26 protein-coding genes are annotated in these 22,526 nt (G+C 60.8%); 17 read left to right on the forward strand and 9 right to left on the reverse strand.

The features are described from left to right. Positions 1 to 328: 328 nt before the first annotated feature. On the forward strand, positions 329 to 511 hold the full coding sequence (locus tag NLM33_RS43180; protein WP_254104521.1) for a hypothetical protein: 183 nt from the start codon (positions 329 to 331) through the stop codon (positions 509 to 511). Between the two features lie 130 nt (positions 512 to 641). Beyond that, positions 642 to 983, forward strand: coding sequence for a phasin (locus tag NLM33_RS43185; RefSeq protein WP_027528420.1), 342 nt, complete (start codon positions 642 to 644; stop codon positions 981 to 983). Between the two features lie 182 nt (positions 984 to 1,165). Here the strand turns inward: NLM33_RS43185 and NLM33_RS43190 are convergent, their stop codons facing one another. The 4 genes from NLM33_RS43190 to NLM33_RS43205 all read right to left on the reverse strand — a co-directional run bounded on the left by NLM33_RS43190 (position 1,166) and on the right by NLM33_RS43205 (position 5,025). Beyond that, on the reverse strand, positions 1,166 to 1,483 hold the full coding sequence (locus NLM33_RS43190) for a cytochrome c (RefSeq protein WP_254104523.1): 318 nt from the start codon (positions 1,481 to 1,483) through the stop codon (positions 1,166 to 1,168). 295 nt (positions 1,484 to 1,778) lie between these two features. Then, on the reverse strand, positions 1,779 to 2,159 hold the full coding sequence (locus NLM33_RS43195; protein WP_254104525.1) for a hypothetical protein: 381 nt from the start codon (positions 2,157 to 2,159) through the stop codon (positions 1,779 to 1,781). Between the two features lie 116 nt (positions 2,160 to 2,275). After that, complete coding sequence (locus NLM33_RS43200) at positions 2,276 to 3,106, reverse strand: alpha/beta fold hydrolase (protein WP_254104527.1); 831 nt, start codon at positions 3,104 to 3,106, stop codon at positions 2,276 to 2,278. A gap of 122 nt (positions 3,107 to 3,228) precedes the next feature. Then, positions 3,229 to 5,025 carry a ShlB/FhaC/HecB family hemolysin secretion/activation protein gene (locus NLM33_RS43205; protein ID WP_254104529.1) on the reverse strand — a complete coding sequence of 599 codons (1,797 nt, stop codon included), beginning with the start codon at positions 5,023 to 5,025 and terminating at the stop codon, positions 3,229 to 3,231. A 131-nt stretch (positions 5,026 to 5,156) separates the two neighbouring features. Here NLM33_RS43205 and NLM33_RS43210 point away from each other — a divergent pair, with 131 nt between their 5' ends. Both NLM33_RS43210 and NLM33_RS43215 read left to right on the forward strand, forming a co-directional pair. Continuing rightward, positions 5,157 to 6,362, forward strand: coding sequence for a FecR domain-containing protein (locus NLM33_RS43210; protein ID WP_254104531.1), 1,206 nt, complete (start codon positions 5,157 to 5,159; stop codon positions 6,360 to 6,362). A 62-nt stretch (positions 6,363 to 6,424) separates the two neighbouring features. Continuing rightward, complete coding sequence (locus NLM33_RS43215; RefSeq protein WP_254104533.1) at positions 6,425 to 9,175, forward strand: EAL domain-containing protein; 2,751 nt, start codon at positions 6,425 to 6,427, stop codon at positions 9,173 to 9,175. 43 nt (positions 9,176 to 9,218) lie between these two features. Here the strand turns inward: NLM33_RS43215 and NLM33_RS43220 are convergent, their stop codons facing one another. Further along, positions 9,219 to 9,479 carry a hypothetical protein gene (locus tag NLM33_RS43220; protein ID WP_254104535.1) on the reverse strand — a complete coding sequence of 87 codons (261 nt, stop codon included), beginning with the start codon at positions 9,477 to 9,479 and terminating at the stop codon, positions 9,219 to 9,221. Between the two features lie 268 nt (positions 9,480 to 9,747). Between NLM33_RS43220 and rocF the strand changes: the two genes are divergently transcribed. Then, positions 9,748 to 10,725 (forward strand): arginase, encoded by a 978-nt coding sequence (rocF, locus tag NLM33_RS43225; protein ID WP_254104537.1) that lies wholly within the window; start codon positions 9,748 to 9,750, stop codon positions 10,723 to 10,725. A 100-nt stretch (positions 10,726 to 10,825) separates the two neighbouring features. Further along, positions 10,826 to 11,107, forward strand: a complete 282-nt coding sequence (locus tag NLM33_RS43230) for a hypothetical protein (protein ID WP_254104538.1) — start codon at positions 10,826 to 10,828, stop codon at positions 11,105 to 11,107. 17 nt (positions 11,108 to 11,124) lie between these two features. On the opposite strand, the gene NLM33_RS43235 is transcribed toward NLM33_RS43230, so the two are convergent. After that, complete coding sequence (locus tag NLM33_RS43235) at positions 11,125 to 12,339, reverse strand: mandelate racemase/muconate lactonizing enzyme family protein (protein WP_254104539.1); 1,215 nt, start codon at positions 12,337 to 12,339, stop codon at positions 11,125 to 11,127. A 22-nt stretch (positions 12,340 to 12,361) separates the two neighbouring features. Here NLM33_RS43235 and NLM33_RS43240 point away from each other — a divergent pair, with 22 nt between their 5' ends. Next, entirely contained in the window at positions 12,362 to 12,682 is a 321-nt protein-coding gene (locus tag NLM33_RS43240) for a hypothetical protein (RefSeq protein ID WP_254104540.1), read from the forward strand. A gap of 147 nt (positions 12,683 to 12,829) precedes the next feature. On the opposite strand, the gene NLM33_RS43245 is transcribed toward NLM33_RS43240, so the two are convergent. After that, positions 12,830 to 14,116, reverse strand: coding sequence for an NRAMP family divalent metal transporter (locus NLM33_RS43245; protein WP_254104541.1), 1,287 nt, complete (start codon positions 14,114 to 14,116; stop codon positions 12,830 to 12,832). Positions 14,117 to 15,063: 947 nt separating this feature from the next. Between NLM33_RS43245 and NLM33_RS43250 the strand changes: the two genes are divergently transcribed. Further along, positions 15,064 to 15,273 (forward strand): hypothetical protein, encoded by a 210-nt coding sequence (locus NLM33_RS43250; protein ID WP_254104542.1) that lies wholly within the window; start codon positions 15,064 to 15,066, stop codon positions 15,271 to 15,273. Positions 15,274 to 15,367: 94 nt separating this feature from the next. Next, a complete protein-coding gene (locus tag NLM33_RS43255; RefSeq protein WP_254104544.1) occupies positions 15,368 to 15,592 on the forward strand; it encodes a hypothetical protein in 225 nt (74 codons plus the stop codon). A gap of 27 nt (positions 15,593 to 15,619) precedes the next feature. Here the strand turns inward: NLM33_RS43255 and NLM33_RS43260 are convergent, their stop codons facing one another. Continuing rightward, positions 15,620 to 15,805 carry a hypothetical protein gene (locus tag NLM33_RS43260; RefSeq protein ID WP_254104546.1) on the reverse strand — a complete coding sequence of 62 codons (186 nt, stop codon included), beginning with the start codon at positions 15,803 to 15,805 and terminating at the stop codon, positions 15,620 to 15,622. 863 nt (positions 15,806 to 16,668) lie between these two features. Between NLM33_RS43260 and NLM33_RS43265 the strand changes: the two genes are divergently transcribed. From NLM33_RS43265 to NLM33_RS43290, 8 genes are all read left to right on the forward strand, one after another. Beyond that, complete coding sequence (locus tag NLM33_RS43265) at positions 16,669 to 17,394, forward strand: DUF4261 domain-containing protein (RefSeq protein WP_254104548.1); 726 nt, start codon at positions 16,669 to 16,671, stop codon at positions 17,392 to 17,394. Between the two features lie 53 nt (positions 17,395 to 17,447). After that, positions 17,448 to 18,077 carry an imm11 family protein gene (locus NLM33_RS43270; RefSeq protein WP_254104549.1) on the forward strand — a complete coding sequence of 210 codons (630 nt, stop codon included), beginning with the start codon at positions 17,448 to 17,450 and terminating at the stop codon, positions 18,075 to 18,077. A gap of 85 nt (positions 18,078 to 18,162) precedes the next feature. Beyond that, complete coding sequence (locus NLM33_RS50055) at positions 18,163 to 18,354, forward strand: AHH domain-containing protein (RefSeq protein ID WP_371930074.1); 192 nt, start codon at positions 18,163 to 18,165, stop codon at positions 18,352 to 18,354. After that, a complete protein-coding gene (locus tag NLM33_RS50060) occupies positions 18,351 to 18,509 on the forward strand; it encodes an imm11 family protein (RefSeq protein WP_371930075.1) in 159 nt (52 codons plus the stop codon). The genes NLM33_RS50055 and NLM33_RS50060 overlap by 4 nt, the downstream gene beginning before the upstream one ends. Before the next feature lie 117 nt (positions 18,510 to 18,626). Then, positions 18,627 to 19,259, forward strand: coding sequence for an imm11 family protein (locus tag NLM33_RS43275; protein ID WP_254104550.1), 633 nt, complete (start codon positions 18,627 to 18,629; stop codon positions 19,257 to 19,259). Positions 19,260 to 19,295: 36 nt separating this feature from the next. After that, positions 19,296 to 20,948, forward strand: coding sequence for an AHH domain-containing protein (locus NLM33_RS43280; protein WP_254104551.1), 1,653 nt, complete (start codon positions 19,296 to 19,298; stop codon positions 20,946 to 20,948). A gap of 145 nt (positions 20,949 to 21,093) precedes the next feature. After that, a complete protein-coding gene (locus NLM33_RS43285) occupies positions 21,094 to 21,255 on the forward strand; it encodes a hypothetical protein (protein ID WP_254104552.1) in 162 nt (53 codons plus the stop codon). Positions 21,256 to 21,297: 42 nt separating this feature from the next. Next, a complete protein-coding gene (locus NLM33_RS43290; RefSeq protein ID WP_254104553.1) occupies positions 21,298 to 21,927 on the forward strand; it encodes an imm11 family protein in 630 nt (209 codons plus the stop codon). A 150-nt stretch (positions 21,928 to 22,077) separates the two neighbouring features. On the opposite strand, the gene NLM33_RS43295 is transcribed toward NLM33_RS43290, so the two are convergent. Next, complete coding sequence (locus tag NLM33_RS43295) at positions 22,078 to 22,362, reverse strand: hypothetical protein (RefSeq protein ID WP_254102515.1); 285 nt, start codon at positions 22,360 to 22,362, stop codon at positions 22,078 to 22,080. Positions 22,363 to 22,526 lie beyond the last annotated feature (164 nt).

A 22,526-nucleotide genomic window follows, 5' to 3' on the forward strand; every position in this document is an offset into this window, starting at 1 on the left:
AAATACGCCGCGTTGTCGCATTGACGTAGATCAAGTCAAAGTGCAGCTATGACCTGCTGAATCCTGTCGCGGGGGGGTAGACCGGGTCTGTCATCCGGAATTTGCCGAGGTGCGATGACGACGAAGCAACCCTCTCCCAGCAGTTTGGCTTGCCGGATGGGTTGTTCCTTGTCATAGTTGCAACCTCATCGGGTTCGCCCGATCCGTTGCGGGCATGTGGTTTGGCGGTTCGCCCGCGGTCGCCCGGCCGAGAGCCGTTCATGTCCGAGGTCCGGTTCTCGAATGACGTCTGCCCTCTCACGAAGGTCGTTCCTTTCATAGGTGCGAGATGAAAAACCTCAATTTCGCGACTGAACTGCACCTGAAGCTGGGGGCGCCTGCGAGTCAAACCGTCGAGAGCCTGCGACTGCTGCGTGCATTTCTCAAGCTCGCGCCGCGGCAGCGTTTCGAGGTCATCAAGCTGGTCGAAGACCTCAGCACCGAAGAGATTCCCGAACACCCGCTTTCTTGAGACGGGGCATCGCCCGTCGACGTCCCAACCAGAACCGGCCGCCCCCAGGGATCCCTGATGCCAGCCGAGCCGCTGGAATGCGATCCAATAAGTGTGATAAATCAGTCAGGGACAAGGGGAGGACGGCGACATGATCGAACCGAAGCTCGAAGTTCCGGCCGAATTGCGCGATCTGGCCGAGAAGACCATCGATCAGGCGGAGAAAGCCTTCGGCCTGTTTTTCGATGCTGCCACCAAGTCGATGTCATCAGTGCCTGGAACCGGCACAGAGGTTTCCAAGCAGGCGCTTGCTTTCACCGAACAGAACATGAAGGCTGCGTTCGAGCACGCGCGCAAGCTGGTTCACGCAACCGATCTTCAGGAAGCGATGCGGATCCAGTCCGAATTCCTGAGAAGCCAATTCACCAACGCCGGTGAGCATATGCGACAGATCACCGGCAACCTGATGCAACCCGGCAAAGGCAAGTCCTGAGCCGCGGGCGGTGCGCGTGCTTACAAATTGATCTTGCGTGAGAGCGTCGCGCGGAATTCAATTGCGGGGCAGGTCCATGATGGCCCACCGGATGAACATACCATCCGCCGTCCGTCGTCCTTTCTGCTGATCCCTGTCGGCTCAACCGGCAGGGATTTGCATTCGACGCCAGCGTCAGCGCGCTACTTGCGTAGCGAGCCGATATAGGCGGCGATGTCGCCGGCCTCGATCCGGCTCAAGGGGAAGTTTGGCATCTTCGGATGCGGATCGAGCAGGAAGAAGGCCAGCTTCTCCGGCGTGAAGTCAGGCCTGCGTGCGATTGCCGCAAAGGCGGGGAGGTCGGCGTTCGCCTGTTTCTGTTCGCTCGTCACGACATGGCAGCTCGCGCACCAGCGCTTTGCAAGATCGGCCCCGTGATCGGGATCGGCGGCGAAAGCCGGCGATCCGGACAGGCCGGTTGCGACGATCAGAGTTGAAAGCCGTCTGACAGCCGCGCGCATGGGGCGTCCTTGAACCATTTGTCCGGTGTCCGTGCTCAACCGCAGCACGATCCAGGGAATTGGGAGAGGTCGATGCGGGCGACGATCGACCGAACCAGCCTGCAGGTGGAGCGATAGATGCGGCGAAGGAAGGTCGGCGTAGCCGCGGCGGGCAGCCTTAGACTTTGTATGGAGTGCGACATCTGGGCTTCCCCGACGCTCGAGGTTTGCCTTGTCGCGCATTCGGCGCTGTACCGCCTTGATCTGGCGCAAGCCGGCTTGGCCGGAGCGTGACCCACATCACCCGATGGCTGGACTATCCGAACAGCCAGGACATCGGATTGGCGATCGGTTTGTGCTCGATGAGCAACAAGCTGCCCTTGACGATGCGGACCATCGTCCAGATGAACCACCAGGCAAAAATCGGAAAGCCGATCAGCACCATGCACAACGGAATGGCGACCGTAAGATACGCCAGTCCGATCCAGAAGGTCCTGATCTGAAACCGGTAGTGCGAGCGCGGCACGGGGGCCGCATCGTCGACCTTCATATGCGCGATGATGACGCCGATCAGCGCGGAAATCCCGGTAAAATAACCCACGCCGTAAAGTCCGTAGACAACGACGGCGAGGCTGTCGTCCGAGACGACGGGGCGCTGGTTTTCGTAAGGGAGTGTTATGGCCGCCTCCGTTGCCACGGGGATCGAACTCTGGGAACGCCGATTAGGTCGTTCCAGCCATGTTCCCGGTTCAACAGACCATGGTTATTGGATGAAAAGCGGACCTCAGTCGGGTCCTCGATTGGCGGGTGGGCCTAGTAGTCGCCGGGGTTCATGATCATCGGGCTCGTCGTATCAGCCGGCGCGAGCTCGCTGCTGGAGCTGCTGCGCAGGAACTGATCCAGCGTGGCCTGGATCTTCTCCTTCACCGAATCCGGGCCCCGGTCGCTCAGCTCGGTGTGCTGGGCGCCTGTATTGATGATGTCGATGCCGCGCAATTTCGCCTGCTCGGGCGTTGGCAGGACGCCGGGATCGGTGACGAACTTCGGGTCCTTCGAGCGGAATGACAGGATCTTCAGGTGATCGCTGAGCACGAAGGGCACCCGCAGATTGTCGAGCGTGATCACCTTCGACACCAGCTCGGGATGCTGATGGGCGACATACATGGAGACGTCGCCGCCGTTGGAATGACCGACCAGGGTAATGTGATCGTATTCCGCGTTCTCCTGCTGCTTCTTCAATTCGTTCAGGACGAACAGGATGTTGGCCTCGCAGCGCATGTAAACGTCCTTTCGGCCGACATAAGGCTGGCCGACCTTGGTCATCAGGGGCGGATCGCTCGGCAGATCCTGCTGGATGCTGGCCACGAGATATCCGCGCGCGGCGAGCACGTTGGCGAGGAACGAATACTCGGTGGCCTTGACCGTGTTGCCGTTGCTGATGACGGCGAGCGGAAGCTTCCAGAGGCCGAGATTGGCCTTGGTTTCGTAATCGCGGCGCACCGCGATGTCGACCGAGACCGGCCGCTGGCGTGCGGCGTCGAACAGATTGAGCGTCTCGTGGCGGATCGCGAACTTGCTCATGGTGAAGTATTCGCCCGTAGCAAGGACGCAAAGGAACGCCAAAATCGCAAAAGCCCTCTTCATCGTTTCATCCCGATCACTTTTCACAGAGGTAGTGATGGGGAACTCGCGGATCGAGCGATTGTGAGAGCGAGGCGGGATTAAATTTAGGCAAGCTTGCTGCGATCGCACAGCAAACAGCAGAACTAGAGGCAATTGGCCTTGCCCCGCTCCGGGCAGAGCCTGAAGGCGTTCGATAGCGTGAACAGGAATCGCGCATTCCGCCGTTCATTGTCCGGCGCGCGGTAGCTGAGCGGAACAGCGACGGCGAGATCAGCCCGCAAATCGTCCGACAGGAACAGGCGTATGCCGGCGCCGGCGGACGTCAGCGACAACCCCTCGCTCAGCCGATAGCCGTCGTTCCACACCGCGCCGGCATCGGCAAACCCGTAGATCTGGTAGCCGGTCCAGTAGCGGAAATTGACCGTCTGGTCGAAGCGAAGCTCGAACGATCCGGCAAGCCCGTTGTCGCCGCTGATTTCGGCGGCGCCATAGCCGCGGCCGAAGGCGGCGCCGCCGAGATAGAATTGTTGCGACGTGAACAGCGGCCGGGATGCGGTCTGGCTCGCGCCTGAAAGCTTGATCGACCACGCGTCGGTGAGAGTCTGGTAGCGCGTGAACCAGGCGTTCAACACCGAGAAGTTCGCCGAGGCGCCGTCGCGCGACAGAAGGTCGTCGGTCCAGTGCGAGGCGCCGAAAATGTCGAGCCCCTGGCGATAGGTCAGCGTCAGATGGTTGGTGCCGCCGAAGCGGTCCTGCAGCCGGTAATCCGAGGTCAGGCTCGCCGTTCTGATATGATCATTGTACGATGGCCCGAACATATCGTGTTCCGATACGTTGCTGAAGGTAAAGGCCGAGGTGAGCGTGAGCGAAGATGCTTGCGACTGAAGCGGGGCGATGCTTGCCCGTAGCTCGAAGGCTTCCGTCGTCGTGATGTCGCTGTCGAGGCGACGGGCATCGCCCGGCCGCACCGCGCTGTACAGGATCGCGGCACCGAGCCGCACGCCGTCGACACCAACCGGCGCGTCATAGGACAATCGTCCGAAGCCAAGCTGACGCGGATCGTTTGCAATCGTCGACAGGTTGACCGCCAGCGTGTCGCCGGGCACGAGGTAGGAGTTGAAGGCACCGGTCGCATAGGTCTGCCACGGTCCGACCGACGATGATCCAAGATTGTCCAGGCCGAACGAGGTGAAGATGTGCCAGGTCTTCAGGAAGACGGTGAGGCGGAAACGGCCGCTCGCGGTGCCGATTTCCTCGAGCGCAGTATCGGCGATCCGCACGCCCGGCCATCCGTTGATCAGATAAAGCTGGCGTTCGAGCGTGGCGAGGCGCGAGGGATGTTCGGCGAGGACCGGACCCAGCATCGGACGGATGCCGAACTGCTCGGCGCCATCGCCTTTCAAGTCGGCCTCGACGATGGAGCCTTCGATCACCTGAATCCGGACGCGTCCATCGTGGATGTCCTGCGGCGGGATGATAGCCCGGCTCAGATGGAAACCGGCGGAGCGATAGAGATCGCTGATGGCGCTGGCGATCACCGCGAGGTCCGCCTGCGAGACCCGCTTTCCAAGATACGGTTGCCAGGTGCTGGTGATGCGATCACGCGGAATGCCGTTCGCACCAGTGATGCTGACGTCGCGAAGCACGAATTGCGGCCGAGCATCGGCGCCGACGTCGGGCCGGCCGAGACTCGGTAGTCTTACGGGGGGGCGGCTGCGGGAGTTCTGATCGGATTGTGTGTCGAAATATTTTTCGGTCTGTCGCGGATCGAAGCCCGGTTGGTTCGCTTGCTGCGCGAGACCTTGCGGAATTGCCGCAAGAGTGGGCACAAGCAGGCCCATTACGGTAGCAAAATGGCTCCACGGGCGGCTGCATCGGGACCGCCCTCCGTAGTTCAACTGAGTCGCTCCACGGGTTCGGTAAGAGATCGTTAGGCGCATGATTTTTCATAGTTTTTTATGGTCAACGATTGGTTAACGGGGCCATGGAACTTGCCGGGACTCCGGCTAATCCAATCTTGAGACATCGCCGATAAATCTCAGGTCAGCTGTTCGCGGACTGAGGACTCATCATGCTCGGCAGAGATGGAATGCGGCGCGCCCTGTTGGCCGCGCTGGTACTGGGATTTGCTTCCAATGCTATTGCGGCGGACGGCGGTGTCTGGTCGGTCAGCAAGGCGTCGGGCGACGTCTGGATCGCGACCGACGGCGCACAGCAGGTCTCTCTCAAGCAGGAAGAGACGCTGAAGCCTGGCGATACCATTCGGACCGGGCGCAACGGTCGCGTGCTTCTGGTGCGCGGCGAAGAGACCATCCTGATCTCACCGAATTCCGTCGTCGGTCTGCCGACAGAGCAGAAGGACGGGCTTTCGACCACCATCGTGCAGCAGGCGGGCTCGATCCTGCTCGAAGTCGAAAAGCGTAACGTCAAGCATTTCGAAGTCGAGACGCCCTATCTCGCCGCCGTGGTCAAAGGCACGCAGTTCAGCGTCACGGTGAACGCTGACAGCACCAAGGTCGGCGTCGTCCGTGGGCAGGTCGAGGTCTCCGATTTCCGCACCGGTCAGATCGCCCAGGTGATGCCCGGCCAGGCCGCGACGGCCTTCGAGCATGGCAAGCCTGGCCTGAACCTGAGCGGCTCCGGTACCTTCAATCCGATCGAGCAGGGCAAGCCGCGCGCGTCGACGATCGAGCGAGTGCCGGTGCCGAAATCGGGCCTGCCGGTTCCGCGCAATGCTGCGAACGGCCACACCTTCCACGCTCTCGCGCACATCGAGACGAGCAAGGCGGCGGGAGCGGCTTCCAAGCCCCAGCAGGCGGTTGGCGGGTCTCATGTCAAACCGGGCGTCGTCCGCATCTCCAGTTCGCTTGGCGAGGTGAAGCTGAATTTCCACAAGGTGACGCACGGGCTCGCACGCGGATCGGTTGCGACTGCCGCCGTCAGAAGCGCGTCAAGCTCCGGCACCGATACCGTCTGGAGCGACGGCAAGACGAGCACGACGACGGCCTCCAACAGCGCCAGCCAGACGGCGGTGACGACGAGCAGCAGCACCGCGAGCGGCAGCACGAATTCGTCGAGCACGACCACGACGACGGTTGCGACAACGGCCGGGTCGACGAGCGATAGCTCGAGCAGCAGTTCCGGCAGCAACAACGGCAATTCCGGAAACGACAACAGCGGCTCGACCGGCAATGGCAAAGGTAACCAGGGCAACGGCAACGGGAATGGCGGGGGCAACGGCAGTAACGGCAATGCCAATGGCCGCTACAAGCACTGAGGCCATTCCGTAGGGGATCAAGGGGGCACATCCGGATTGAGCCGGATGTGCGGGGGGACCAAGTGAAACGCTATCGACCGCATATTCTGGTTGTGGCTGCGCTTGCCGTCGTGCTGTCGACGGGATGGCACGGCGCGCTGCGCAGCGCGCTCACTGATTTGCGCTTCGCCTGGCAATCGCGCGAGGCGAGCGGTGATATTGCGGTGATTGCGATCGATGCGGCATCGATCGACCGGATCGGCGTCTGGCCGTGGCCGCGGCGGCTGCATGCCGAACTCTTGCGCAAGCTCGAAAACGCCGGTGTTCGCGATGTCGCCTTCGACGTCGATTTCAGCACACCGTCCGATCCTGCATCCGACCAGGCTTTCGTCGAGGCGCTGAAGGACGTCGGCGGTTCGACGATCCTGCCGTCCTTCAAGCAACCGGCACCGAACGGCAGCGGGATCCACATCAACCGTCCTCTGGCGCCATTTGGCGAACAGTCGTGGCCGGCCGTCGTCAATGTTGCCGTGGAGTCCGACGGGCTGGTTCGACGCTATCCTTTCGGCGAGAAGCTCGGCGAAGAGTTCGTGCCCTCGATGGCAGCGGTGTTGGCCGGGCAATACGCCAACCGGAGCTCGCCGTTCCTGATCGATTTCTCGATCCGCGCGGCATCGATTCCGCGCGTCTCCTTTGCAGACGTGCTACGCGGCGACGCCACGACGCTTGCCAGGCTGAAGGACAAGAAGGTCCTCGTCGGGGCCACCGCCCTCGAGCTCGGCGACCGCTTCAGCGTACCCAATGGCAATGTCGCATCCGGTCCCGTGCTCCAGGCGCTGGCGGCGGAATCGATCCTTCAGCATCGCACGCTGCGATGGACTTCCGATATCGGCATGACCCTGGGCCTCTGTGCCCTGGCCTTGCTCATGATGTTCTCCTGGCGCCGCCTTGGTCCGGGCGTTCGGGTCGTGATCCTCGTTGCAGCCGCGGCGGCAGTCGAACTCGTCGCTGCCCTCGTGCAGCTGAAATGGCCGCTCGTCATCGACACCTCGCTGTTCCACATCGCGACCGTTGCCTATCTCACCGCGATCGCGCTCGACGAGATCGATTTCCGCAGCCTGCTGGGCCGCATCGCCGAGAGCCGCTTCCACCGCATCGCGATGTCGCTCGGTGACGGCCTGGTCTGCACCGACGAAAATCACATGATCACAGTGTGGAATCCCGGCGCGAGCGCGATCTTCGGCTACATGCCGGCGGAAATGATCGGCCACCCCTTCGAAGCGCTCTGCGCAGCGCCGACCGACGGCGCGACCAGGCGCTTCTCGATCCGTGACGCCGCGCGTCAGGCGTTGCTGGTCCCGGGCGGGGCCGTCGTCGTCGAGTTTGAGGGACGGCGCAAGACCGGCGAGGTGTTTCCGGTCGAGGCCAGCTTCTCGGGTTGGCAAGGCACGGACGGCTTCCAGTATGGCGCGATCCTGCGTGACATCTCTGTCCGCAAGCGCGAGGCCGAACGCGTGAAATATCTCGCAGAGTACGACTCGCTCACGGGTCTTGCCAACCGCAACACCTTGCATGCGGGGCTCGTCGGCATGGTCGCCGCGGCGAAGCGGCGGTCGCACGAGGTCGCGCTCCTGGTGCTGGGGCTCGACGGCTTCCAGCAGATCAACGATATGTTCGGTCATGCGGCCGGTGATCTCGTGCTCAAGGCGGTCGCCGAGCGGCTGCGGGCCGAGGCCGGAGCCAAGGCGATGCTCGCGCGGCTCAGCGGCGACGAGTTCGCAATCGCGATTGACTGTGTCGAGGCCAATGAGCCGATCGCGGTGTTCACCGAGCGCGTGATGCGCGCGTTCGAGCTGCCGCTCGTTGCCGGCATGCGCCAGCATCGCGTCAGGACCAGCGTCGGGGTCGCCGTCTATCCGGATGGCGGGCAGAACGCCGACGACCTCCTGAGCAACGGCCATCTCGCGCTCTACCGGGCGAAGACGACCCACCGCGGCGGCTACGTGATCTTCGAGAGCACCATCAGACAGGAACTCGAGAACAGGCTGACGCTCGAGAGCGAGCTCGCGCAGGCCGCGGACCGCAACGAATTCGAGCTGTTCTACCAACCGCAGGTTCGTCTGGTTGACGGCGCGCTCCTCGGCGCGGAAGCGCTGATCCGTTGGCGTCATCCCTCGCGCGGCTACGTCTCGCCGGCCGAGTTCATGCCGATCGTCAATACGTCGGCGCTCTCGGAACGGATCGCCGGCTGGGTGATGGAAACCGCATGCAAGCAGGCGCGGGCGTGGGAGCTCGCCGGCAACAACGTTCGCGTCGCGATCAACCTATCGCCATCGCAGCTTCATTCGGGTGATCTGGCGCATTCGGTTGCCGAGTTGCTCGCCGCTACCGGGCTCACGCCGTCGTTGCTCGAGCTCGAGGTGACCGAGGATATCCTGCTGCTCGACGAGGCGCGGGTGCTCGACATGTTCAAGCGGATCCAGGAGCTCGGTGTCCGCGTCCTGTTCGACGACTTCGGCACGGGGTACGCGAGCCTGAGCTATCTGAAGAAGTTTCCGCTCGATGGGCTCAAGATCGACCGCTCCTTCGTGCTCGATCTGCTCGCCGATTCCGACGACGCAGCTATCGTCAGCTCGACCGTCGGACTGAGCAAGCAGCTTGGCCTCTCCGTGATCGCCGAGGGCATCGAGAACCGCGCCACGGCCGACTTCCTGGTCAGCATGGGATGCGAGGAAGGGCAGGGCTATTTCTTCGGCCGCCCGATGCCGGCCGAAGCATTCGGGCGCCAGTTTCTGACGGTGCAGCCGATCCAGGAGGCTGTCGGCGCCGCCTGAGTGCGATGCGCGGCGGTACAGACAATTTCGGCCGAATCGGAGGTTAGCGGCGGCGCGCAATCGCGACGCCGAACAGGAACGCGACGAAAAGGCTCGCCAGCGGCGCCTCGCGCGTGATCGCGGCGACCGTCGAGAGCGGCTTGCCGGGCCTTCGCGCCTCCTCGATAGCCGCTGTGAGGCGATCGACTGCGGCGTGCAGGCCGCCGGCGACCTCGCCGATCGTGCGGGAGACGTCGGTTGCTGCGTCGACGGCGCGCTCGGCCAGGCCGGGCTGCGAAACTGGTTCCGGTATGTCCACGCTCAAGGCTTACGACCTCCAGACCCGCGAAATGGCAGGGACCGGCACCTTTGGCTATCCTCGCGAGCGCTCGTTTTGAACAGCGGGTCCGAAGACCTTTGGCTATCCGCGACTGGCGCCGTCTTGACGGCGGGTGCCGGCCTGCACTGAAAATGCGGCGGGCGGGGTTTGGTTCCTCCGGCGTCGGCCGGCGACAGCATCAGCCCCGGGAAACGACGGACGCGAATCTCTGTTAGGCTGACGCCTCAGCGCAGACCTGAACAGGGAGATGGTCGTGACCGATCGCACAACGTCGGATCGAACCAGGCGCATTGCGCTGCTCGGCGCTCCCATCGACATGGGGGCTTCGCAGCGCGGGACGCTGATGGGCCCTGCGGCCTTGCGGACCGCCGGCCTTGCGACCTTGCTGGAAAATCTCGAGTTCGAGGTCGTCGATCATGGCGATCTTTCGGTCGCCGGCATTCCCGATCCCAGCGACGAGCTGCCCCAGAACGCTAATCACTACCGGGAAATCCAGCGCTGGACGCGCGTCGTGAGCCATCGTGCTTACGACGTCGCGAAGAGCGGCGCGGTCCCGATCTTTCTCGGCGGCGATCACACGCTGTCGATGGGCTCGGTCAATGCCATGGCGCGTTACTGGCTAGAGCGCGGGCGCAAACTGTTCGTGCTCTGGCTCGACGCGCATGCCGACTACAACACGCCGGCGACGACGATCACGGCGAACATGCATGGCATGTCCGCGGCGTTCTTGTGCGGCGAGCCCGGGCTCGACGGGCTGCTCGGCAAGGAGCCGCGGGCCTCGATCGACCCCAGCCAGCTCGAGCTGTTCGGCACGCGCTCGATCGACAAACTCGAGAAGGAGCTGATGCGCACGCGGCGCATCCGCGTCGCCGACATGCGCCAGATCGACGAGTTCGGCGTCGCCGTCCTGATCCGGCGCTTCATCGAGCGGGTGAAGGAAAGCGACGGCGTGCTGCATGTCAGCTTCGACGTCGATTTCCTCGACCCCTGCGTGGCCCCCGGTGTCGGTACGACGGTGCCGGGCGGGGCGACCTATCGCGAGGCACACCTGATCATGGAGCTGCTGCACGATTCCGGACTGGTCCGGTCGGTCGACATCGTCGAGCTCAACCCGTTCCTGGACGAGCGCGGCCGCACCGCGCGGACTGCGGTCGAGTTGATCGGCAGCCTGTTCGGGCAACAGATCGCGGACCGCCCGACGCCGAGCAACGCGATCTCGCCAGCGGAATGAGGCTCCCGCTCAGATCCGCGCGGAACCCGGTCGTTCCCCGCGGAACCCCGCGCGACCTCACCGAATTAACCTCGCAGAGGAAACAGCCGAGAAGTGTTCGATGGCAACCCGCTTCACGAACTCTCTTGCCGTCGCGCTGCGCCATCCCGGCGTGATCGCGCTGATCGTCGCCGGCGTCACCATTGCCGCGATGCTGCTCGTCGATCACGGCCCGTGGAGCCGGGCCAAGGTGCAGCCGGCGCATGTCGCGATGTATCACACCACAGGTGAAGCCGCGCGCGCCGCGGGCGCCACCGTGCTGCCGACCGATCCGAGATCACGAATAGAGCCCGCGCGGCCGGGGCCGGAGACATCCCCGGCCGTCAACCCGGTGACGCCGTAGTTTTCAGCTTTTGGCCTTCAGCTTTTGCGGCCGTAGCTGAGCAGCCCGCCGTGGGTCTTCGGCGGATGCGCGGCAAGCGCCTCCTCGTTCGGCTCGGTGCCCCAGCCCGGACGGTCCGGAATGACGAGATGGCCGTTCGCGATCTCGGGCTCGTGCGTGAACAGCTCGCGGTCCCACGCCAGGCGATCGATGTCGATCTCCATGATGCGCAGGTTCGGCACCGCGGCGCAGAAATGCGCGTTCATCATCGAGCAGAGATGGCCGTAGAAATTATGCGGCGCGACGTTGACCTCGAAGGCTTCGGCGGCCGAGGCGATCTTCATCGACTGCCAGACGCCGTTCCAGGGCGTGTCGATGATCGCGACGTCCATCGCCTGCTCGCGGAAATAGGGCAAAAATTCGCGCAGGCCCAGCAGCGTCTCGCAGGACGAGATCGGGTGCGGGCTCTGCCTGCGGATGTAGCCGAGCGCTTCCGGATTGAAGCTGTCGATCTCGACCCAGAACATGTCGATGTCCGCGATCTCGCGCAGGATCTTCAGGTAGCCTTCGGTCTTGGCGTTGAAGTTGCAGTCGAGCAGGATCTCGACATCAGGGCCGGCGCCGTCGCGGATCGCCTCCAGATGCATGTGCAGGTCGCGCAGGATCTTCCGGTCGACATTGATCTCGGGCATGAACGGCGAGCCGAAGCCGGGCCGCCAGCCGGTCGGTTTGCCCTGTTCATAGGAGAAGATGTTGGTCTTGAGCGCGGAAAACTTCTTCTCGCGCACCTCGCGCCCCATCGCCTTGACGCCGTCGAGGCTTTCGATCGGCGGCTTGTACCAGGACGGGTGATTGATCCGCCACGTCGCGCAATGCGACCAGTACACGCGCACGCGGTCGCGGATCTTGCCGCCGAGCAGCTCGTAGCAGGGCACGCCGAGACATTTGGCCTTGGCATCGAGCAGCGCGTTCTCGATCGCGCCCAGCGCCTGCGCCACGACGCCGCCGGCGGCGGGCCGCGTCGCCGCGAACAGCTCGGCATGGATGCGCTCGTGCTGGAAGACGTTTTGCCCGACCACGCGGCTCGAGAGCCGCTGGATCGCGGCGCCGACGCCCGGCGAGCCAAAGCCCTCGTCGAACTCGCTCCAGCCGACGATGCCGTCTTCCGTCGTCAGCTTGACGAAATGATAGTTTCGCCAGCCGGCATCGCAGGCGAGGATTTCGAGGTTCACAGCTTTCGATGAATTCGTCATGTCGCTCCCTGGCGGCTGCTTGATGAGCCTTGTTGATCCCTGGCTTGTTAAGCCAAGGCGCGAGCCCCGTGAAGCGGCAGCAAGCGCGCAGTGCTTATGCAGCCGCGCCGCTTTGCGGCGCGACAAAGCTGCCGGGAAGGCTGGGGATAGCCACGATCTTTCGCGGGATCGCCGCGAAATCGTGCCGGCTTGTTTCCTTTTTGGCCACAATCGGACCCACACGATCAGCCCCATGCAAGCCTTGGCCGTTATATCGATTCTGGCGCTGCTCACCCTGGGTGGGGCAGCCATTTCCGACCAGGTTCTCACGGCCGATCAGCAAATCGTGCAGAGGGTTGAGTAGGGCGCACGATTGGCGAAGGCGCATTGTCTTGGGGGATGACAGATGCTTTCGGTAGACCAGTTTCTGAGACTGATCAGCGTGCCGGCCGTGTTCGTGGCCTTCATCATCGCTTCGCAGATTTCGGCGGCCCTGACGAACTGAGCCGCCTCAGCCGAAAACGGACGAGCCGAGCAGGGCCACGACCGCGAGTGCCATCAGCGCCGTGCCGAGCCAGCCGAGCGCGATCAGCCATGGCCTCGCCTTGAACTGGCCCATGATGCCGGCGTTCGAGACGATCAGCATCATCATCGCCATGATGGGGACGGCGACGACGCCGTTGAGCACGGCGCTCCACACCAGCATGTGGATGGAATCGATGCCGGTGAAGCCGAGCCCGAAGCCGATCACGGTCGCGGCCGCGATGATCGTGTAGAAGCCGATGGCCTCATCCGGCTTTGCCTCCAGCGTTGCGCGCCAGCCAAAGATTTCCGCGACGCCATAGGCGGCCGAGCCCGCCAGCACCGGGATCGCCAGGAGCCCCGTGCCGATGATGCCGAGCGCGAACAAGAGGAAGGTGAAATCGCCGGCGAGCGGCCGCAGCGCTTCGGCGGCTTCCGTCGCCGAATTGATCCTGGTGACGCCGCTGGCGTGCAACACGGACGCCGTGGTCAGGATGATGAAGAAGGCGATGCCGTTCGAGAGCAGCATGCCGAGCGTGGTGTCGATTCTGATGCGCGTCAACTCGGGGTCCCCAGTGCGCGGCGCGTTGCGCAACGGGCGGCGATTCCTGTGGTTCATCTCCTCGACCTCCTGGGAGGCCTGCCAGAAGAAGAGGTAGGGGCTGATGGTGGTGCCGAGCACGGCGACGACCATCAGGAAATAATCGGCGCTGAGGTTGGCCTGCGGCCAGACTACCGCGAGCAGCGCCGTGCTCCAGGGGATGTTCACGGTGAAGGCGGTCGCGACATAGGCGAACAGCGACAGCGTCAAGAATTTCAGCACCGGCGTGTAGCGGCGATAGGGCACGAAGATCTGGAGCAGGGTCGAGGATGCCGCGAAGATCAGCGCGTGCTCGTGGTTCAGCCCGCCGATGACGAGCGAGAGCGCCTCCGCCATCGCGGCGATGTCGGCGGCGATGTTGAAAATGTTCGCGGCCACCAGCATGGCGACCAGCGCCAGCACCAGCCAGCGCGGCACGAGCTTCATGACGTTGGCCGCCAGCCCCTTGCCCGTGACCCGGCCGATCCGCGCGCTCACGAGCTGGATCGCGATCATGAACGGCAGGGTGAGAAACACCGTCCAGAGCAGGCCGTAGCCGAACTGCGCGCCGGCCTGCGAATAGGTGGCGATGCCCGACGGATCGTCGTCCGCCGCCCCCGTGATCAGGCCGGGCCCCAGCCGTTTCAGCACCGTCCGAAGGGATTTTGGCGGTGCGGGAAGGATGGGGGCGGTCATGAATGGCGGGGCCTCGCGTCGGGGTGCTCTTTCCGAATTCTCCCGGCTAACTCAGGTTAGGGACGAAAAGTTCCCGCAGGTCGGATCAACGGTATTTCGGATTTTCAGTTGACGCGTCGGGCAAATCACCTGTAAACAGGCATCATCGCAGAAATCGTCGAGCCCGCGCCGTCACTGGTCGCGGGCTTTGTTGTTTGTCGATGCAATGCTAGATCGGTTGTGTATTCTCGTTCCTAAGTCGATGATTTATGGACAGCCTGTAACTTTTTCACCGGTGCAGAGCGTTAGCCCTGGCGAGAAAATTTTCGAGTTTCAGCTACTTTTGCCGACGTAAAGGCGTTGTTAAATGGGGGCGGAGTAGTGCATAGTACGAGACACCTGCCGTGGGAGACATTCATGAATTGTTTGAGCTCTCTCTTTGGAGATGAGACCAGCGGTTAGCAGCATCACAACGAATATGCGAAAAAAGGGCCGATTCGGCCCTTTTTTATTGCTTCAAATAGAGCCATCGCGGCCGGTTCTTGGAAGGCCTGTTGCAGCCTCTCATGGAGGCGAATGATCCCGGACACGACGGACCGTCGCGGCGACGGCGGAGCTTAGCCTAAGGCTTCAGGCCGATACGGATCGTGATCTTATTGTCGATTGGAGTGTTTTCGGCGGGGTTTGCCCGTGGAGGCGCTGAAAACGGTAGCTCGAATTGCTCAAGCCTCACCGCCTGTAAGAGCCGAGAATGCCAACCCTCGAATTCATCCGCTCGGAAATCGAGCGCATGCGCGCGCAGATAGGGCGCCAGCGCAAGGAAGTCCTGCAGTTCAGCGCGCCGGCATCTCAACGGCCTCGACCGAGACCTTGCTGCAACGCATGCAAGACAGGCTCTGCGTGCAGCGCGACGAACTGAGGAAGTCTGAGCCGGGTCCGGTGAAGGGCAGGGTGCTGGGAGGACGGAAATGGTGAAAGAGCGCCCGCAATGTTTTACGGATAGCGACCAACATTCGGAGTTCGTGAAGGCGCTGGCTCAAGTCCGCCGCCTCGCACCATTTGAAGGTTGGTGCTTTCTGCACGTTCAGGCCATTCAGGTCGCGATTGATCGGTACGCAGAAGCTGCTCTCGGCAATCGCGCGTTCTTCTGGAATAAGCCGCATAGTGCGGGCGGTTGAGGGGCGCAGATTCCACGAACGCGTCCGGCTGGACTGGGGTCCTATCAAGTGCTACCTCAGGATGTTTGATGGAATTTTCTCGCTTGGAGGGGCTATGCAGAACTTTTTATATGGTGCGATCTTGATTGCGATCGGCGCAATCTATCTTCAGAAGCCGGATATTTTTCGACGGGGAGTCTGGATGAAGACCAGCATCGCAATTCGTTTTTTGTCCGAAGAGAACTACCAAAAGTACATGAGAGGCCTCGGGATCGTGCTTATCGCGATCGGCGCCGTACTCGTGCTTTGGGAGCTGGCTTCTTATCTAGGCTGGCATTGATGAGGCACAAAGGAGCCATCCCCACGCCTACCGCACGCTGACGAACATGCCCCAGGCGGCCGCGAGGCCTGCGCCCGCAATGACATATATGGGGTTGTCGCAGAAGGCGCTTCCGTAGGTACACACGGTGACGCCAAACGAGCCGATCTCGTGATGGCTCGCGGAATAGAACAGGCCCGACAGGCCGAGCAGTGCAGCGGCGACGTAGTACATCGATCTCCTCCGAGATGGATTTCAAGCGTAGGGCCGCCGCTCAACGCTTGATCCTTCAGTCACTCGATAACTTTGGAGATGATGGTGGCGTGAAGAAGTTTCGTTCCGCCAAATTCGATTTCGTGCATTTTAGGTAAAGTTCGACACGTCGGGGAAATTGCCGGCATGTGATCACTAATGAGTAGCTCGTCTCTGGCCTTTGTCCTGCTGGATAGATAGGCCGACCACGCCGGACGTGTCTGCGGTCGCCAAGGCTCTCCGCGCGCGACATCTGGAATTGCCGGTGGAAACGGTGTCGGACATTAGCTCGACAGGAGCGCACCAAAGCTTCTGCGAGTTCGCCGCTCATTCGTTGCGGTGGGACGCTTGATCCTTGAGTTGCCTCCGATTGACTTCCGATCGCAAACCTGGCGGTTGATGCGTCGGGCAAATCAGGGGCAGTTTGCCAACATCGGAGATGAAGGTGACGCGAAGAAGTTTCATTCCGCCAAATTCGATTTGATGCATTTTAGATAAAGTTTGACACGTCAGGCAAATCACCTGGCAAAGTGGCATCATCGAAATGAGTTTGCATCGACCCGCGCGGAGAATTCCGCGGCAGTTCTTTTCGTCGCGATGTGCGAGACGCGTGATGGTGCAGCGCGAGGGAGTCGAAGTCTCATTGTCGATCGGGTGTCTTCTCCCTCAGGCGACTATTGCGCTCGCGCGCTGCAAACCACTCCAGTGGTCGGTTGCCTGTTGACATTTGTTCATTGTTTGTTCTATATCGAGTTTTAGTTTCTACCTTTGAGTGAAAATGCGGATGGCCAATGAGTAGCTCGTCTCTCGCCTTTGTCCTGCTGGACAATCCGACAACGCCGGACATGTCGGCCGTCGCCAGGGCCCTCCGCACGCGATATCCCGAATTGCCGGTGGAAACGGTGTCGGACAACGGCCCGACTGGAGCTCACCGAAATTCTGCGAGCTCGCCGCTTATTCGCTGCGGTGATGAACTTGTCGCGGTGATGTCGATGCCAGCGCCGATTCCGAATGATCCTGGCTTGTGGTCACGCACTGCAACGACCTGGCCGGAGGGGAAGACAGTCGCAGCACGGCATCGAGGTCATCTGATCGTTTCTGTACTTGGGAAAAGCCAGCAGCCGCTGCCCGCTGCTCGTCTCAGCACCGCGGTCATCGGCGCGCTGATCGCCGTCATCCCGGAATGTTGCGGCGTAGTATGGGGCGGCAAGGTCGCCCGGCCTGCCAAGCTCTGGCTCGAGATGTCTGGTCGATCCTTCGCACCGTTTCCCGATTATCCCTTCACGCTGTGGCTCGACCTCCTTCCGTTTCGTTCAGGTGCGGGAATCGGCGCCGTGACGATGGGGCTTGCGGCATTCGCCGGACGTGAGATCGAATTCGAGACTGGGAAGCTCCCTTTTCCAACGATGATCGACAAGGTGGCGGGCCTTGCCGCCTATCTCGTCGAGCACGGAAACGTGGTCAAAGACGGCGACACATTTGGAGGAGACGAGCGCGAGCGCTTCGCGGTCCGATACAAGAACTCCGACCGGTTTGGTGGAATGCCGGTCTTTTTCTGCGTGACGGACTGACGTGCCGATAGCGACCACGCTGGTAACGCATCACGCCAAGAGAACGGACCAGAATGAGTAGCGAACGGTCAATATCGATTGCGAAACGACCAAAAGTGCGCAAGCGCAAGTTCTACGTGATCGGTCCCGATTACCGGGTCGGCGGCAAGCCAGGTTTTCGGTTGGAGGACGACAACATCCTTCCGCAGGGCCATTATCATCTGCCTCCGTTTGATGAGCCACCCCGCTTTGTCTTTGACAAGAGGGCCGGCGACTTGCCGCACGATCTCGAGAGTTACTACGGATTTTGGCTAGTCTCCGACAGAACGAAGGTTGTGCTGGAGACCGTCGATCCGAAGGGATTTTCCTTCGTGTTGTGCGATGTGCGTATCCCGAGTGGTGTTTACGACGGATCGGGGTACTGGTTCTGTGATGTCCTTCGTGTTCTCGATGCGCTGGACGAAGCGAAATCGCGTTTGAAAATCGGAATTCGTGACGACGACCGCTATCGAGACTTCGGCAAGAAGTTCTACGATTTTTCGGGTGGCGCTGAGCTGGTCTTCAGGGAAGACGCAGTCGGCGACGCGCATGTCTTCCGTATGGCCCATCACGCATCGAACATCATATGTGACGGGGGGCTGAAGGACGCCTGCAAGTCCGCGGGTCTAAAGAGGTTACGGTTTAGAGACGTCTCGAGCCTTTGAACGCGTGGCAAGACGTGGTTTCAGGTAAAGAGCATATGTCGATCCTTTTTTGATCATCACATCATCCCGCAGCAGCTCGCGGACCATGACGCGTTTCGCGATACCGACATCCGAGATGTTCGACATAGATTCTCCTGGTAATCGAACCTATTTGCCAGCGGATAGAGAGCTTGCAGCGGATATGGATCTATCGCTGCATCCCAGCAGGCATGTCTCCACGTATGTAGATGCGATTGAGAAGGTGCTTGACGAGACCAAGAAGCGCGGTCGCACTTGAAGATCGGAATCCGCGACGACGACAGCTACCGAGACTTTGGCAAGAAATTTTACGATTTGACGGGTGGTGCCGAACTGGTCTTCAGGGAAGATGAGGTCGGCGACGCGTATGTGTTCCGCATAGCCCATTGCGGATCGACGGTCATATGTGACTAGGTTCTGAAGGATGCCTGCAAGTCGGCGGGTCTTAAGAAAATCCGGGTTTGAATACGTCTCGAAGCGCTCTCTTGGCGAGACGTAGTGTGGAAACAGTGTAACTGGTGAAGGACGAGCATGACCAACTCCTCAACCAACAAGAGCAAGCGAAAAGCAAAGGCGCGAAAATTCTTCATGGTCGGTCCAGACGCTCGAATCGGCGGCAAGGGTGGATGGGAAATGGAAAATCTTCCGGTGCTATTGATGGGAAACCTTGGGCTTGCTCCACCTCCGGGACAGCGAGGATTTGCCGACTTTCCTGAACTGCCGAGTCTTGTGTTCGACCAATCCCTTGGAAGAGCTCCTCGAGATATCGAACAGTTTCACGGCTATTGGCTTGTGTCGGATAGGATGAAGGCAGTTCTGGAGCGTTTGGACCCTGAGGGTGTCGAGTTCGAGAAATGCGTGTGCCGCAGCAAGTCGGAGAGTGCGGCTCCCGTCTACTGGCTTTGCGACGTCGTTCGAATTCTCGACGCGGTCGATGAGGAGAAGTCGCGCGTCAAGATTGAGTATGATCCGCCGGATCATCGCAAAAGGTACAACCTGTTGGGCGGGGCCAATCTCCTTTTCAGAGAGGAGATCGTAGGATCAGCTCATATTTTCAGACTCAAATTCTTACAGCCCAGAATTGTCTGCAGTCAGTCCATGAAGGACGCTTGTAAGGAAGCCGGCCTGAAAGGCATCAGCTTTCACGATGCGGCCAATTATTGATTGCTAGGCCCCAAGGAGCCCTAACGGAAGTGCCGGATGTTTCATATTCATCACGTTATTCCGCAGGCCGAACGATTTCTATCGGACCTCGCGGTAAAAATTCTTAAGTTCGATATTCACTCGCCCGCAAATCTCATGGCGCTGCCCTCCGACGAGGGCCTTGCTAACGCACTCAATACCAGCCCACATACTGGAGGCCATCTCGGTACCTACAACAAAGGCTTTTGTGAATTTCTACTTTCTCTCCAAGCCGATCCAGATTTCGGACGCGCTCAGACTGGTGACCCAGCCGCTCATGCTCGGCTGTCCTCGGATTTGCTCAGATTTGTCGCTATCGCCAAATACGCGCTCGCGAATAAGCATTTGCTTGCCAACACGCCAGCGGGAATGACGCCAGAAGACGCGAATGTGAAAAATCGAGAATGGTTCGCGAATTGGAAGGAATACGCCGAGCATAACTGGGACAAGATCCAGCAGATGGATAACACCATCAGCCAGTTGCACAATTCTGGGCAGCCGGACCAAGCAATGTATTGGCCGGTCCTCTCTCCGACCAGTAATCTCAGCCTCGCAGAGAAGATTGATATTCTGCGGCGATACCGCGAGAATCCTCCGATATCGCAACAGTTCACGATGGCCAGTCCGATTCCTGATCTTCCAGGCTTCGTTGCGCCCGTCGTTGATACGCGCCTGCCGGGCTTCATTCCGCCTTCGTCGGATGATCTGATGCAAGCGGCGGAAGGCTTCACGCGACATGATCCATCTCTAACCTACGGATTGCCCGGGTTTCCTGTGTCCAATCCGGCCCTACAAGGACTTGGGCCGTTGCCTCCGAGCGTCGCCGCGCCGCAAAGTCCCCAGGTCCTCCAGTTCAACCAGGAGACTGGACGACCTCTCTCATTTTCTGACGGGACACCGGTATTCGGACCAGCCGCTCCCTCTGGGCAGCCCATCGATCAAGATACTGCATTCTGGTTCGGAATGGCCGCTCTTGGAGCAGGTGCCGTGCTCATGCCCTGGGCGGAAGTGGCTGCGTTTGGCGCGGCGATGCTTGCCGGTGCCGCTGCCATCCGCCCGGCTTTCGGAGCCGGCGCTCCAAGCCGGGCTGGGACCGCAAGTGGAGGCGTCTTCTCCGCCGGCACGGCTCCGTACGACGCATTCAACGCCAGCTCTTCTGCTTCCAACGCGAACACCAGCGGCGGCAACCCTCGCGGATCCACGTTCGGGCCGCCGCTGATTGAGAGCAATACGCTTCAGCAAGAACCGAATCCCGCCAATACTTTTGCCGATCGCTTCGGAAACTGGACCGAGACGTCGGCGGGCTCGATGCCAGCTCAGGGGTCGGGCTCGGTCCCTGGCGCGGCAAGAGCTGTCGCTCCTGAAGATGTTCGGCGCCTCACGCGCGTGAATTCGTCGAATTCAGCCAACGCGTTCACGTCGGGGACGTCGCCGGTCCCGTACTTGCCTTCTTCGGAGTTCAACGACCGTTTCGGCAATTGGAGCGTGCCGCCTGGCGATCCACAGTCGCCGCAAGCAAGCAGGCCAGTTGGTGCCTTCGCGGATGAGCCTGCCTATTCCATCCCGCCGCCGATCTGGGGATCGGAGGATTCCCGCGGCGCACAGAATGATGCCGAAGAATGGTTCTCGCGTTGGATACGGCCGCTTATGCGGCAGGACCGAATGGATTGACGAAGACCATCTGCGCACACAACGATGCGTCCACGTTCCGTATCACTTGAATTAATTGTTGACACGTCAGACAAATCACCGGGCAAACTGGCATCATCGAAAAGAGCTCGCATCGCTCCGCGCGAAGAGATCCGCAGGAAGGCATTTGGACATCCGAGATCGGACGGCGGCGGCGCGGCGCAGTCTCGTCTCGGTCAACTGGGCCTCACAGAATGCTTCATCGCGCATCGCCATCGTCTTCGATCTGTTTACGGGCCTGCCAGTATCTTTTCTGCGCCTCGGGCTTGGCATCATGAGCATGCAGTGATGAGGTAGCTCTCCAGACATCGCGTTGGGTGAGAGGAATAGGATGAGCGACGAAAAGTCAAAATCGATTCCGAGGCGTTCCAGAGCGCGCAAGCGCAAGTTCTACGTGATCGGTCCCGATTACCGGGTCGGCGGCAAGCCAGGTTTTCGGTTGGAGGACAACAACATCCTTCCGCGGGGCCATTATCATCTGCCTCCGTTTGATGAGCCACCCCGCTTTGTGTTTGACAAAAAGGCGGGTGACTTGCCGTACGATCTGGAGAGTTATTATGGGTTTTGGCTGGTCTCCGACAGAACGAAGGCTGTGCTGGAGACCGTCGATCCGAAGGGATTATCCTTCGTGTTATGCGATGTACGAATCCCAAACGGTGTTTGCGACGGATCGCGGTACTGGTTCTGTGATGTCCTTCGTGTCCTCGATGCGCTGGACGAAGCGAAATCGCGTTTGAAGATCGGAATTCGCGACGACGACCGCTATCGAGACTTCGGCAAGAAGTTCTATGATTTCTCGGGGGGCGCTGAGCTGGTTTTCAGGGAAGACGCGGTCGGCGACGCGCATGTCTTCCGTATGGCCCATCACGGATCGACTGTCATATGTGACGGGGTGCTGAAGGATGCCTGCAAGTCCGCCGGTCTAAAGAGAATCTGGTTTGAAGACGTCTCGAAGCTTTGAACTGTGCGGAGTGGCTCGGTATTGTTGCTTCGAGGAGAGCAGTCCCGCAATTGGTGGTAAAAAAAGAAGATCAAGCAAAGACGGTGTCGTTGGGTGCGCGCCGGTGTTTCGAGTAGCCCTCAGCTTGACTTTGGCCAATTTTACACTTGTTCATCTTGTACGCGGAACCCTGAACATCGGATCGTTCTCGACGATTTCATGAGCGCTCGTGAGCATGAGTTTCATGCGCCCCATATTGCCAAAGGTCGTCCAGCGCCCCTTCACGTTCGACCAGTAGAAGAGCTCGAAGCGATCGGTATCTGGAATGGGGCGCAGCCGTGCGACCGGAGTTGAAGTCCGACGGTTGATAACTAAATAACCGCCACTGCTCTTTTCTATGTCGTGATGCGTGAACTGAGCAGCAATCTGGGCAAGCGTTGGGTCGGATTTTGCCATAGCGCTCAATGTGCTCGATGGGTGCCGCGCGGGCCAGGATGAATCGGTTTGCCGACTCAATTTGTCGCAGCTGGACGAGGTTGCTGCGATTCATCGTGCCGATTCTACCGATGGGATGCAACACGCCCGCCTTCTCCCCCGCTCTTGCGATCCGCTGCCGCCGC

It is taken from the genome of Bradyrhizobium sp. CCGUVB1N3 (genome assembly GCF_024199925.1).
Taxonomy (GTDB): domain Bacteria; phylum Pseudomonadota; class Alphaproteobacteria; order Rhizobiales; family Xanthobacteraceae; genus Bradyrhizobium.

Excerpts from the sequence above, each read along its gene's own strand:
- NLM33_RS43205 (WP_254104529.1), bottom strand. The coding sequence starts at position 5,025 with ATGCGCCTAACGATCTCTTACCGAACCCGTGGAGCGACTCAGTTGAAC.
- NLM33_RS43255 (WP_254104544.1), top strand. The coding sequence starts at position 15,368 with ATGCAGAACTTTTTATATGGTGCGATCTTGATTGCGATCGGCGCAATC.
- NLM33_RS43265 (WP_254104548.1), top strand. The coding sequence starts at position 16,669 with ATGTCGGCCGTCGCCAGGGCCCTCCGCACGCGATATCCCGAATTGCCG.
- NLM33_RS43290 (WP_254104553.1), top strand. The coding sequence starts at position 21,298 with ATGAGCGACGAAAAGTCAAAATCGATTCCGAGGCGTTCCAGAGCGCGC.
- NLM33_RS43245 (WP_254104541.1), bottom strand. The coding sequence starts at position 14,116 with ATGACCGCCCCCATCCTTCCCGCACCGCCAAAATCCCTTCGGACGGTG.
- NLM33_RS43270 (WP_254104549.1), top strand. The coding sequence starts at position 17,448 with ATGAGTAGCGAACGGTCAATATCGATTGCGAAACGACCAAAAGTGCGC.
- NLM33_RS43185 (WP_027528420.1), top strand. The coding sequence starts at position 642 with ATGATCGAACCGAAGCTCGAAGTTCCGGCCGAATTGCGCGATCTGGCC.
- NLM33_RS43280 (WP_254104551.1), top strand. The coding sequence starts at position 19,296 with ATGTTTCATATTCATCACGTTATTCCGCAGGCCGAACGATTTCTATCG.
- NLM33_RS43295 (WP_254102515.1), bottom strand. The coding sequence starts at position 22,362 with ATGGCAAAATCCGACCCAACGCTTGCCCAGATTGCTGCTCAGTTCACG.
- NLM33_RS43260 (WP_254104546.1), bottom strand. The coding sequence starts at position 15,805 with ATGTACTACGTCGCCGCTGCACTGCTCGGCCTGTCGGGCCTGTTCTAT.
- NLM33_RS43210 (WP_254104531.1), top strand. The coding sequence starts at position 5,157 with ATGCTCGGCAGAGATGGAATGCGGCGCGCCCTGTTGGCCGCGCTGGTA.
- NLM33_RS43200 (WP_254104527.1), bottom strand. The coding sequence starts at position 3,106 with ATGAAGAGGGCTTTTGCGATTTTGGCGTTCCTTTGCGTCCTTGCTACG.
- NLM33_RS50055 (WP_371930074.1), top strand. The coding sequence starts at position 18,163 with ATGACGCGTTTCGCGATACCGACATCCGAGATGTTCGACATAGATTCT.
- NLM33_RS43240 (WP_254104540.1), top strand. The coding sequence starts at position 12,362 with ATGAGCCTTGTTGATCCCTGGCTTGTTAAGCCAAGGCGCGAGCCCCGT.
- NLM33_RS43235 (WP_254104539.1), bottom strand. The coding sequence starts at position 12,339 with ATGACGAATTCATCGAAAGCTGTGAACCTCGAAATCCTCGCCTGCGAT.
- NLM33_RS43250 (WP_254104542.1), top strand. The coding sequence starts at position 15,064 with ATGGTGAAAGAGCGCCCGCAATGTTTTACGGATAGCGACCAACATTCG.
- NLM33_RS43275 (WP_254104550.1), top strand. The coding sequence starts at position 18,627 with ATGACCAACTCCTCAACCAACAAGAGCAAGCGAAAAGCAAAGGCGCGA.
- NLM33_RS43230 (WP_254104538.1), top strand. The coding sequence starts at position 10,826 with ATGGCAACCCGCTTCACGAACTCTCTTGCCGTCGCGCTGCGCCATCCC.
- NLM33_RS43180 (WP_254104521.1), top strand. The coding sequence starts at position 329 with ATGAAAAACCTCAATTTCGCGACTGAACTGCACCTGAAGCTGGGGGCG.
- NLM33_RS43190 (WP_254104523.1), bottom strand. The coding sequence starts at position 1,483 with ATGCGCGCGGCTGTCAGACGGCTTTCAACTCTGATCGTCGCAACCGGC.